The organism is Gordonia westfalica, assembly GCF_900105725.1.
In the GTDB taxonomy this organism is placed as follows: Bacteria; Actinomycetota; Actinomycetes; order Mycobacteriales; family Mycobacteriaceae; genus Gordonia; species Gordonia westfalica.
This window is the reverse complement of record NZ_FNLM01000001.1, coordinates 14,314-24,100: the sequence shown is the minus strand read 5'-3', so window position 1 is coordinate 24,100 and position 9,787 is coordinate 14,314. Positions and strand designations below refer to the sequence as shown.

Genomic DNA, 9,787 nt, shown 5'->3' with positions numbered 1-9,787 from the left:
CAGACATCGAATGCCGCCTTTCTGACGAAGTCGTGGCCCAACAGCTCCCCTAGGGCAGGCGTGTGATGTGGGCGGTGCGTTCGCGCGCCCGGTGAGAGTTGAAGCCGCAGAGGCATTCAGTGCCGTGGAAGTGGTGCACGCTCTCGACCGCGTATAGCGCCTCAGCGACCGCCTTTTCGTCTGCGTCGCTCATCTCGGCTCCTCCGCAACATCAGCAGCAGACGCCAGGGCGGATGCGAGTTCGCGGCATCCTCAGGCGTATGCGAGGGTCCTCGAAGTAGAGCCGCACCACCGCTTGCTCGGGCGGCCATCACTTCCCCGTCCAGCCACTCGCGCGGTCGTCGTCTTCGCCGCCGGTTCGCCTTGGGTAGTAGGTGGTAGTGCTCAGACAGAGCAGCGATGACGTGGGCAGTGGTAGTGCTCAGACAGAGCAGCGATGACGTGGGCACCATGCTCGGCGTCGTTGATGTAGTAGTCGGGGCCGCAGGTGCAGCACACGCCACCTGCCCACTCGTACGACTGGTGTGCCGCCGCGATCTCGGCGGGTGTGGGTGTCATGGGGTATCTCCCAACTCGTCAGAGGAATAGATGAGGGGTGCGGTGCGGCAGGGCCATTCCTGGTAGCAGCCCGAGCACAGCGTCAGGTGTTCGGGATCGGTACAGTCGTCGCGTTCGGGGCAGCCGTCGAGCCGATGCAGTTCCCGGAGTGGTGCGAGGGCTTCACGGGCACCACGCAGGGCGTACCTTCCCGGGCCGACGAAGTGCGAGACGCCATGCGGTTCACACGCCCTCTGTGCTGCGTCTACGGCGGGATCGGTCATGACTCCCCCGCAGCTTTGCAACTACCCATCGGGCGACATGGCCGACATCTTCGGGATGGACGGTGCCGTGAGGTGTGTCCCGTAGGGCAGCCACAGCGACACCGCGTTCTGGTCCAACACCTCGATGATGGCGTCGCGTACTTGCTCGGCTGTGAACTGTTCGGCCTTCTCCACCACATCGTCTGCGGTGGCCTCAGATTCGAGACGGTCAGCGGATAAGCGATTGACGTCAGCATTGAGGGCGGCACGGTCGTTGCATACCTGGTCGAAGATGAGCCGCTTCCTTCTCAGCGCCACTTCGAGTTCGGCGATGCGTGCCTGCGCCTGCTCCAGGTCTTCGGCCGGCACCAACGTCTGCCCGTTCGACCAATCAACAGGTCCGGGTGGGAAGAAACCCGGTACAGCGGACACACCAAGGATGCGAGTCATGACACACCGCCGCCGTTCAGGCCCAGCCGATCTCGCAGTTCGTCACAGAGAGGACTGCCGTTCAGGTTGTATGTCTGCTCCGTGAGGGCGATGGTGAGTGTGCGAATCTCGTAGGCGATGGCGAACCATGCGGACTGCTCAGCCGTCATGGCCGCGTAGTTATCGGTGAAAGGGTTTCCCGGCAGGTTGCGGGATACGGGGTTGTCCTCGCTCATCAGTAGAGTGCTCCGATCTTGTCGATGTCTCCGTGGCGGTCGAGGATCACCACACGCCACGGGCAGACGAGCATCTGCCGTTCTTGCCCACGCGGGACCACGTCGTAGTTGATGCCACCAACCTTCAACCGCGCCGCGTACTGGGTGTCGATGGCGTTGAGAGCCCCCGACCTACGCCGATAGCCTTCCCCCTGAGCGAGGATCTGACCGTTGCGGGACTTACACCGCCAACGCCACTCGGGATGTCTGGCGACCACGCTCTTGGCATCGAGGTCGACCTGCAAGATCTCGTCCTCGTACACCTCGATGGTGCCGCGATACTCAGACACCTTCTCCGGGATGTTCTCGTAGACGATCACTGGACCTCCACCACCCCACCCACCAGAGCGGCCTGACGCTTGGCAGCGCGCACCGCATTCGACTTCGTGTCATACGTTTTCGGGGAGATGGCGCCGGCGCTGCCGTTGCGGGCGATCTGCGCCCACTGGTAACCCTTCCGGGTTCTCGTCACCACCACACGCACAGCAGTTCTCGCCGACGCCAAGGGCTGCACGACGTAGCCGCCATTGCCACCCGAGCCTCCGCCGACAGCCTGCACCTTGACCACCTCAACCGCCTTGAACGCCTCGCCGTCGAAAGCCTTCTTGTTGTTGCTCATTCGTTGTCTCCTTTGGTTCTCCCCACGCAGGGGATGTGTCGTGTCTTCTCTGCACCTGTTGCGGGGGAACGGAGTACGCAAAGCTCCCCCGGCCTGGCCGCGCACTCAGGGCACGGCCTCTCGATCGCCCCCCACAGGAGGTAGGACTCCGGAACCTCAGCCCACCGCATCGCACACCTCGACCCCGCCGGCATCATCGAGCAACGCCCACCGGCCCGACAGCAGGACAGCCACATCGCTGGACGGCTGCCGGAACTTCGACACCAACCAGCCCTTCGCGTACGCCTGCGCCGGATTGCGGCCGATGAAGTCATGGCAGCCGCGGCACACCAGCAGACAATTCGACAGGGCGTTGATCTGTGGGTCTTTCGATCCGCCCATGCCGCGGTTAGCTCGGTGGTGATAGTCCTGCCCTGTGCCGGTACACCAGTCGGTTTGGACTTCGCAGCGACCCATCGCCCGCACCGCAGCAGCAGCCTTCACATCCGCAGAGAAGCCCGTCATGACGCCGTCTTCCTCTGCTGCCACGCCACCGACGTCAACGCTGCCGGACAACGCCGCCCATGCCGCTCATACCGGCGCTTCATCGACGCCGGCAGCATCCCCACCCGACGCGATGCCTCCTCCGCCCCAACACCCATCGACAGCAGATACTCGAAGTCGGAGAACAGGTCTTCGGCAGTGCGGGGTTTGTCCACCACTTCCGGCTCATAGGTGGGGTCATCGATACGGTCCTCATCCCACGCCAACGGAGGCAACCAACCTTTCGCCTTCGCCCGATGCCGCGCCTTCCGATCAGTTCCGGGAACCATCTGCAACTGCGCGAACAAGGACGTCACATCCCGTGCTCGACGAACCGCAATGTTGCGGGACTGTCCGAGGAACAACTCCGAAGTGCTGCCATTCTCCGGCCAACCCAGACGGCTGATCAGATCCGTCTGCGAATACCCGTTCGCCACCAACGCCTGCAATCGGCGGGTTGTGCCCAGGGCGGGGACGCGGTCCTGTCGCACAAACTCGACACCGGTACGCGGAACAGGGATTTGGAGGATGCGGTCGGCGGTAGCTTGGCGGACCTGTTTGCTCGGACCGTATCCGCGTTGCCCGTACAGCAGATGCTGGATGGTGCTGTGCGGGACGCCGAACTCCTCTTCGAGCCGTTTGTTCCCCACTCCTGCGTCACGCAGCTTGAGGATGTGCTCGCGTACAGGCTGGGCGTCGACCAGGTCGGGAGTCCAACGTCCGTAGGCGCGTTGCCGGCGGTGGTGTTGGGCGTAGTGCATTTCGCACATGCCGCGCGCTTTGACGGGCTTCCCGCATTGGCAGGTCATGCCGCCCCCTGCTTCCACATGGCCTGACGTTCACGCGGAGTCGTACCCCAACCACACCGTGCGGTTCACGGTTGTCCAACGCCCACTGCAAACACACCTCCCGGCGGTCACAGCCGGCGCAGATCCGTTTCGCGTCAGCGGTTTGCGTCACCCCGTAATGGGAGGGAAAGAACGCGTCCGGGTCTGAGGAGGCGCAGGGAGCGCCCTCATGCCAGGCCGGCGGTTTCGGCAGATCAGAAACATTCCGGTTGCGGTTCAACACATTCGCACCGGGGAACGTGTTCGACGACCCCAACGCCTGCTTCTTCTCGTCCAGGGTGTTGGATCTTCTGCCCTGATCCATTCGGGTGGTGGAGGGTTCGATGTGGAAGCCGTTACTCATGGGTGTATCTCCTGAGGATGTCTTGAGCGTCGTGATGGGCCAGGCAATTCGGGCATGGGATGATGTCGCCGGTGCGGTCTCCCCAGCGCATACGGACCATGTGGCCGTAGCCGAGATCGAAACCACACACCCCGCAAATAGGGCGGCTCATGACGCCTCCTCGAAGAGGGATGGTTGGTCGTCAACTGCCGTGATCGACCAGCCATGGACGAACGCGCCAGGGAGTCCGCTGTCGAGCAGTCGGCCCGCGTCATCTGTCCCGTATGCGACGAGGCAGGACGGTGCGCCGCTGTTCGCCGCGGCCTTCGATCCATCGCGGTGGTGGAAGGTGAGCCGCCCTTCGAGGAACAGCACTGCGGTCGCCCGCCGCCACACCTGCGCCTGGAATCCGGCGGTCTCGGTGCGGGCGAAGATCAGTGCGGTGCCGGTGCCGTGGTTGGCGAGCCGGTCGAGCCACCGCCACACATTGGAGTAGGGCGGGTTGCACCACACGCGCCCTTCCCACGGCAGTGTGAGTCCGTCGTCGGGTAGTCGGTAGTGGTGGCGTGCGGTCGTCCAGTTCGCTTCTGCCGGTGCGGCGCACGGGTCGAGGTCGAACGGGCCGAGGGCGTCGAGGACGTGCGGTGGTGTCAGCCACACGTCGTCCCCGGTGGTGGCGCACTGATGCGATCCCATCGCCCGCCCGCTCACGACGCCTCCTGTGCGCCGAGTTCGTCGGCCAGGGTGGTTTGCGCCGCATCATGATCCGGGACAGACATGATCGCCTTCCCCTTCTCCTGCACCTCACGAGTCAGCGGCACCAGCACCGCAATCCCGGCAGTCTTCAGATCGACATTGCGGGTGGTCATCGCCCACTCGGCGAACTCCTTCGTCACCATCCCCGCAGCCGTCACAGCCTCAGCCAGTTCGCGTTGCGCCCGCTGCGCCGGCGTCTGCTGACGGTTCCGGACCTCCTCCGACGACGCCACACCCTTCTTCGTGTCCGCCGCCAACGCTGCGACGATCGCCCTCCCCACGCCGCGGTCTCAGCGTTCTGCATCTCCGAGTCACGGGTGAAAGATGTGGGGCCGGGGATGGGTTCCCACGCGGTACCGATACCGGGACGCTCATCATCCGGCGTGCGGTAGGCGGCGGCGGTGAACGCGAGGAAGCTCTTGCCGCCAACCTCAAGAACTTCGTATCGCACCTGCTGGAGAGAGCCGGTGGGGTGCTGGTTGCGGAACTCAACAATTCGGGTCGCGACATCGACGTAGTCGAGGGGGCCTTTGTAGTCGGGCATCAGAGGTCTGCTCCCGCCCTGGAGGGGATGACCTCGAACCCGTTGCCGTCAGCCTTGATCCAATCCCCGGAAGGGCAGTCACACCATCCACCCGTAGCTGGAGTTGGTGGGGTTTGGGGCGGACGATCATGCCGCCACACCACACGGCGATGTCGAGCATCGTGCGGTAGCGGTCAGACCACGAACCGCTGCTGGGAAGCTGTCTCACAGAGTTCACAGCGCACCACCGAAAGATCCGAGACGGCTGCTGCGTCGGCGGAACTCGCCCTCATCCTGGACCGTGACGTGGTACCGGGTGGTGGCGCGGGATTCCAGAACCTCCCGCAGTGAAGCGGCCTGCGCGAGGGTGGCGTGCACCTGGGCGCGCGCTGCGACCTCCGAGTGCTGGGTGGTCGTGAGGTTGCGGTCGTGCTCGATGAACGCGAGCATCCTCTCCGCTTCGGCGTAGTGCTTCTGCGCCGGGGTGACTTCCGGATTGATCAGGGCGTAGGCGATGCCGTTGGGCGACATCATGCATTCGCACTTGCCGACCCCGCACGCACCCCCCGGATCGGTGCCGTGCGGGTCGATGCCGTGGCCGCACTCCGGGCACAGGACGACATCACGCCCTGTGAGCCGGAACAGTTCGTCCTGGCTAATGTCTTCGGTCATTGTTGTCTCCATGGGTCTTGTTGCCCGTAGGCAGGATTGGGGAACAGTTCTTCCGGCTCGACCGGGTCGTCCGGGAGAACATCTCCAGGTCCGGGTAGGTCGTAGGGGTATTGGGGGCCGCGCCACCGGAACCCGCCGGCAGCATGGGTGCGGTTCGACATGAACCTCACGCCGCCGCCTTCGCTCTCGCCACCAACTCGAACAGCCGCTCAGCCACCAGGCCTGCACGATCAACGGGGGCCTGGGGGTGGTCGGCGTCGGGCCAGGTGACGAACTCGGTGCGTCCGTTCACCCACGCCCAAAACAGGTGGAGGTCTGGGAGGTGTTGCACCCACATGTCGACACCGTCGATCTGGCGGTGCTCCGCGGCACTCATGACGCATCCCCGAAGTCGAGAGCCATCGTCTGATTACTGAGGCGTTTCGCAATCAGCTCGCAGTAACGCTCCTCAAGCTCGACACCGACCGCCTTACGGTTTTCGTTCGCCGCAGCAATCAACGTGGTGCCCGAACCGGCGAACGGGTCGAACACCGTTTCCGAGGCGTTCGTGAACAGGCGCACCCAGTCCTCCACCATTGGCAGCGGTTTCGCCGTCGGGTGACCGGTGTTCTGCACGACGGGGTACGTCCACACGCCAGCCTTGCCACCCCCGTTCCAGGCCGGTTTGGTGTCGGCGCGGTGTAGAAATGAAATCGCTTCCCAGCCTTGCCCGGGACGGTCGGCACTGATCTGCGGCATCGGGTTGGGCTTCACCCAGACACCGATGCGCAGCGAGCGCAACCCGACCGGCGGACCCTGGTCGAAGGCGAAAGCGTGCGCGTAATCAAGCGACGTGACCACCCAACTCGCCGAGACCCGCCCACACTCGGCGAGTACGGCCCGCAGGTCAGCGTCAGAGATCGCCGCGAACGTGACGGCCTTTATGCCATGACCAGCACCCCTGTTCGTCTTTGCCATTCCGTGTGTGCGTTCGGTGTACGGCGGATCCGTGATCACCACATCGACCGACCGATCTGCCATGTCTGCCATGACCTCTCGGCAGTCGCCGTGGTAGAGGGTGACCAGGTCGTCCTGGTAGTAGATGCTCATGGCTGGGCCTCCTGCGCTGCGAGGAACACCAGCACGTGATCGCGGGTGATCCATGGCGACGATTGCGGCTCCACCTTCAACACCCGACGCCCGTAGAAGTCGGTGAGGACCGCGCTACACCCGGCAGCCGAAACCTGCATCGAGGACATGAAGCCGTGCGTGAATGCCTCGGAAGCGAGGTCGGCTTCCACCTCCACGATGTCGCGTGCCGTCCGAAACGCCTGCATGTCAACGACGCTCACGGGTCACCTCCACCGCGCACGGCTCACACACCGTCACGTTCTTCCCCGCCCGCCCATCCGGGAACACCAGGTATTCGCGGACGTAGCCGATCAATGTGCCTACGGGGTAGTCGGTGCGGCATTTGGGGCACCAGCCGGCATAGCGGGCTTCCACTGCACCGCTGCTCACTGGTCGACCCCCTCGTCTTCGATGTCGTAGGAGCGCTGGAGGATTGAAAGCAGCGCGTACTCGACCGACTTCGAGTCCTGCTTGGCTGCGTAGTGCGCTATCTCTGCACGCAGCCAGAGGAGTTGCGCCTCCTTGCGCTGGTAGTACTTGTCGAGCTGGTTCTGGGTGTGTTGTGCGTCGGCGATCTGCTGCTGCACGATCGCGCCATACAGCTCGGACCCGAAGATGGTTTCGGCCCCGCTCACTGGTCGACCTCCTGGGTGGGCATGCAGAACCCGACCACCGTCATCAGCAACAGGACCGCGACGATCACGAACGCCACCAGTTCTTCCGGTCCGAGAGGTGGGAGGATCGCCCACACCCCCAACACAAGACACGCATACGCGGGAACCCAGATCGCGGCCTTCACGACGCCGCCCTCTCACCCGGAGCCGGCTGCGGCAGCGAGTTCCGCCACCGCACACACTCTTCGTGGTCGATAAAGTACTTGCCGCCCCCCTCACGCAAGGTTCGGAACAGGATTCGCCCCTCGACATACTCGCGGCGAAGGGTCTTCTCGGAGACTCCCAGGATTTGGGCGGCCTCCTTCAGGGTGTACTGAAGGGGCTGAAGGTTTCTGTCGTTCATGACGCCTCCAAGGTTCTGGTGGGGATGGGGGTTCGCTTGAGCAGGGTGAGCAGCGCATCGATGTGCTGCCACAGTTGCGGGCGGGTGAGTTCGATGGCGTCGTCCTCACCCGGCGGAAAGATCACGAAGACGGGTTCCCCTGTGGCGGGAATGGTCGTGACGTGATGGGTACCCGTCAAGCCGTCGATGGGGATGGGCGGAACCTCATGCAGCGGAAGATCACTCATGCCGCACCGCCGATGATGCGTTGCAGGACGATCCGCCCCGACGGAGTCAGATCACCGTGGGCCACCAGATCATTGAGGGCAGTGCGCAGCCGACTCGACTTGAGTGCTTCGCGTGCGGCCAACACCATCCAGTACTCCGGCGACTCCTCCGGGTCGAACGGGCGTAGCGGAGACGACTGCTCCCACGCCTTACGCGCAGCCTCCACAGCAGGATCGGTGCTCATGCCGCACCGCCGATACGGTCCAGGTGGGAATCGTCCGGCCCAGGCCACACAATCCGCGACGACCGCTCCACAACCGCTGTCGCACCATACGATTCGATGAGCTTGGCCCTAGACTTCGCGGAGGACAACGACTTGTACTCGCGCTTAGTGGACGGCCAGTGGAAGCGTCGACTCCCGAACTGCGCGATATACCCCGGATCGGGGTCCCACCCCTCGGGTTCCCAGTCAGGGTTGGGGTACCCGAACTCCTCACCGGTGTCGTCGGTGTAGAAGGTCAGTGCCCCTTCGGGATAGCTCGTGATCGCAACTCGGTAGAGGTAGTAGCCGCCGCTGGGCTCACGCCAGTCCGGATCGGCCTCCTGCATTGCTCTGTACACGTCGCGTAGCTCGGCGAGCGTGAGAACCACTTCACCCCGGCCGGACGGGGACTCAACCGACAGGTACGCCAGGTCGAGGCCGCTCACCTCACGAGCGATACTGGACCTCCTGTTTTATCTGCTACTACAGGGACTGGACTGCGTAGTGGCGAGTGACGTGAGTCCGCCGTCCGGCCGGGGTGAAGTGGTTCTCACGCTCGCACCGAGCTGATACGCGACGCTCGTGAGTAGCAGAGCATGTCATGCAGTGAGTGCCGCCCGAGTTACGCGCGGACTGGCGTGAGCCCAGCGGCGGCTACTACCTCTACCGAGTTGCGATCACGAGCTATCCCGAAGGGGCACTGACCTTCTACACCGACGACACCGGTGAGGAGTTCGGGTACCCCAACCCTGACTGGGAACCCGAGGGGTGGGACCCCGATCCGGGGTATATCGCGCAGTTCGGGAGTCGACGCTTCCACTGGCCGTCCACTAAGCGCGAGTACAAGTCGTTGTCCTCCGCGAAGTCTAGGGCCAAGCTCATCGAATCGTATGGTGCGACAGCGGTTGTGGAGCGGTCGTCGCGGATTGTGTGGCCTGGGCCGGACGATTCCCACCTGGACCGTATCGGCGGTGCGGCATGAGCACCGATCCTGCTGTGGAGGCTGCGCGTAAGGCGTGGGAGCAGTCGTCTCCGCTACGCCCGTTCGACCCGGAGGAGTCGCCGGAGTACTGGATGGTGTTGGCCGCACGCGAAGCACTCAAGTCGAGTCGGCTGCGCACTGCCCTCAATGATCTGGTGGCCCACGGTGATCTGACTCCGTCGGGGCGGATCGTCCTGCAACGCATCATCGGCGGTGCGGCATGAGTGATCTTCCGCTGCATGAGGTTCCGCCCATCCCCATCGACGGCTTGACGGGTACCCATCACGTCACGACCATTCCCGCCACAGGGGAACCCGTCTTCGTGATCTTTCCGCCGGGTGAGGACGACGCCATCGAACTCACCCGCCCGCAACTGTGGCAGCACATCGATGCGCTGCTCACCCTGCTCAAGCGAACCCCATCCCCACCAGAACCTTGGAGGC

Annotated in this window: 23 protein-coding genes and 1 pseudogene; 2 read left to right on the top strand and 22 right to left on the bottom strand. The window is 64.1% G+C overall.

All coding sequences use genetic code 11. The features are described from left to right. Positions 1-49 precede the first annotated feature (49 nt). From BLU62_RS32655 to BLU62_RS00165, 22 genes and pseudogenes are all read right to left on the bottom strand, one after another. Entirely contained in the window at positions 50-193 is a 144-nt protein-coding gene (locus BLU62_RS32655) for a hypothetical protein (RefSeq protein WP_159441497.1), read from the bottom strand. Positions 194-384: 191 nt separating this feature from the next. Further along, entirely contained in the window at positions 385-558 is a 174-nt protein-coding gene (locus BLU62_RS32650; RefSeq protein ID WP_159441496.1) for a hypothetical protein, read from the bottom strand. A gap of 284 nt (positions 559-842) precedes the next feature. Next, a complete protein-coding gene (locus tag BLU62_RS00250) occupies positions 843-1,250 on the bottom strand; it encodes a hypothetical protein (RefSeq protein ID WP_139179901.1) in 408 nt (135 codons plus the stop codon). After that, positions 1,247-1,465 (bottom strand): hypothetical protein, encoded by a 219-nt coding sequence (locus tag BLU62_RS00245; protein ID WP_074847813.1) that lies wholly within the window; start codon positions 1,463-1,465, stop codon positions 1,247-1,249. The genes BLU62_RS00250 and BLU62_RS00245 overlap by 4 nt, the downstream gene beginning before the upstream one ends. After that, complete coding sequence (locus BLU62_RS00240) at positions 1,465-1,824, bottom strand: YegP family protein (protein WP_074847811.1); 360 nt, start codon at positions 1,822-1,824, stop codon at positions 1,465-1,467. Before BLU62_RS00240 ends, BLU62_RS00245 begins: the two co-directional genes overlap by 1 nt. Continuing rightward, positions 1,821-2,123, bottom strand: coding sequence for a hypothetical protein (locus BLU62_RS00235; RefSeq protein WP_074847809.1), 303 nt, complete (start codon positions 2,121-2,123; stop codon positions 1,821-1,823). The genes BLU62_RS00240 and BLU62_RS00235 overlap by 4 nt, the downstream gene beginning before the upstream one ends. A 156-nt stretch (positions 2,124-2,279) precedes the next feature. Next, entirely contained in the window at positions 2,280-2,627 is a 348-nt protein-coding gene (locus BLU62_RS32020; RefSeq protein ID WP_074847827.1) for a hypothetical protein, read from the bottom strand. After that, entirely contained in the window at positions 2,624-3,454 is an 831-nt protein-coding gene (locus BLU62_RS00225) for a hypothetical protein (protein ID WP_074848069.1), read from the bottom strand. Before BLU62_RS00225 ends, BLU62_RS32020 begins: the two co-directional genes overlap by 4 nt. A gap of 58 nt (positions 3,455-3,512) precedes the next feature. After that, positions 3,513-3,797, bottom strand: a pseudogene (locus BLU62_RS33275) (WhiB family transcriptional regulator); the annotation flags it as partial. Between the two features lie 186 nt (positions 3,798-3,983). Then, positions 3,984-4,526, bottom strand: a complete 543-nt coding sequence (locus tag BLU62_RS00215; RefSeq protein WP_244277996.1) for a DNA N-6-adenine-methyltransferase — start codon at positions 4,524-4,526, stop codon at positions 3,984-3,986. Further along, positions 4,523-4,828 carry a hypothetical protein gene (locus tag BLU62_RS00210; RefSeq protein ID WP_074847854.1) on the bottom strand — a complete coding sequence of 102 codons (306 nt, stop codon included), beginning with the start codon at positions 4,826-4,828 and terminating at the stop codon, positions 4,523-4,525. The genes BLU62_RS00215 and BLU62_RS00210 overlap by 4 nt, the downstream gene beginning before the upstream one ends. Positions 4,829-5,328: 500 nt before the next feature. Then, on the bottom strand, positions 5,329-5,766 hold the full coding sequence (locus tag BLU62_RS00205; protein WP_074847837.1) for a hypothetical protein: 438 nt from the start codon (positions 5,764-5,766) through the stop codon (positions 5,329-5,331). Between the two features lie 166 nt (positions 5,767-5,932). Next, a complete protein-coding gene (locus tag BLU62_RS00200) occupies positions 5,933-6,142 on the bottom strand; it encodes a hypothetical protein (RefSeq protein WP_074847839.1) in 210 nt (69 codons plus the stop codon). Next, the gene (locus tag BLU62_RS00195; RefSeq protein ID WP_074847841.1) at positions 6,139-6,855 is read right to left on the bottom strand and encodes a DNA-methyltransferase; all 717 of its coding nucleotides are present in this window, start codon (positions 6,853-6,855) and stop codon (positions 6,139-6,141) included. Before BLU62_RS00195 ends, BLU62_RS00200 begins: the two co-directional genes overlap by 4 nt. Further along, positions 6,852-7,097, bottom strand: coding sequence for a hypothetical protein (locus tag BLU62_RS00190; protein WP_074847843.1), 246 nt, complete (start codon positions 7,095-7,097; stop codon positions 6,852-6,854). The genes BLU62_RS00195 and BLU62_RS00190 overlap by 4 nt, the downstream gene beginning before the upstream one ends. Next, positions 7,084-7,266: a hypothetical protein gene (locus BLU62_RS32015; protein WP_139179899.1), complete on the bottom strand. Its 183-nt coding sequence runs from the start codon at positions 7,264-7,266 to the stop codon at positions 7,084-7,086. Before BLU62_RS32015 ends, BLU62_RS00190 begins: the two co-directional genes overlap by 14 nt. After that, positions 7,263-7,511 carry a hypothetical protein gene (locus BLU62_RS00185; protein ID WP_074847845.1) on the bottom strand — a complete coding sequence of 83 codons (249 nt, stop codon included), beginning with the start codon at positions 7,509-7,511 and terminating at the stop codon, positions 7,263-7,265. Before BLU62_RS00185 ends, BLU62_RS32015 begins: the two co-directional genes overlap by 4 nt. Further along, complete coding sequence (locus BLU62_RS32645; protein WP_159441495.1) at positions 7,508-7,675, bottom strand: hypothetical protein; 168 nt, start codon at positions 7,673-7,675, stop codon at positions 7,508-7,510. Before BLU62_RS32645 ends, BLU62_RS00185 begins: the two co-directional genes overlap by 4 nt. Next, positions 7,672-7,893 carry a helix-turn-helix domain-containing protein gene (locus BLU62_RS00180; protein ID WP_074847852.1) on the bottom strand — a complete coding sequence of 74 codons (222 nt, stop codon included), beginning with the start codon at positions 7,891-7,893 and terminating at the stop codon, positions 7,672-7,674. Before BLU62_RS00180 ends, BLU62_RS32645 begins: the two co-directional genes overlap by 4 nt. Next, positions 7,890-8,120: a hypothetical protein gene (locus BLU62_RS00175; protein ID WP_074847850.1), complete on the bottom strand. Its 231-nt coding sequence runs from the start codon at positions 8,118-8,120 to the stop codon at positions 7,890-7,892. Before BLU62_RS00175 ends, BLU62_RS00180 begins: the two co-directional genes overlap by 4 nt. Then, entirely contained in the window at positions 8,117-8,344 is a 228-nt protein-coding gene (locus BLU62_RS00170) for a hypothetical protein (protein ID WP_074847847.1), read from the bottom strand. The genes BLU62_RS00175 and BLU62_RS00170 overlap by 4 nt, the downstream gene beginning before the upstream one ends. Then, positions 8,341-8,808, bottom strand: coding sequence for a hypothetical protein (locus BLU62_RS00165; protein ID WP_208863580.1), 468 nt, complete (start codon positions 8,806-8,808; stop codon positions 8,341-8,343). The genes BLU62_RS00170 and BLU62_RS00165 overlap by 4 nt, the downstream gene beginning before the upstream one ends. A 164-nt stretch (positions 8,809-8,972) precedes the next feature. Here BLU62_RS00165 and BLU62_RS00160 point away from each other — a divergent pair, with 164 nt between their 5' ends. Both BLU62_RS00160 and BLU62_RS00155 read left to right on the top strand, forming a co-directional pair. Then, positions 8,973-9,344: a hypothetical protein gene (locus tag BLU62_RS00160; protein ID WP_074847849.1), complete on the top strand. Its 372-nt coding sequence runs from the start codon at positions 8,973-8,975 to the stop codon at positions 9,342-9,344. Beyond that, positions 9,341-9,568 (top strand): hypothetical protein, encoded by a 228-nt coding sequence (locus tag BLU62_RS00155; protein ID WP_074847847.1) that lies wholly within the window; start codon positions 9,341-9,343, stop codon positions 9,566-9,568. The genes BLU62_RS00160 and BLU62_RS00155 overlap by 4 nt, the downstream gene beginning before the upstream one ends. The last annotated feature ends 219 nt before the right edge of the window (positions 9,569-9,787 follow it).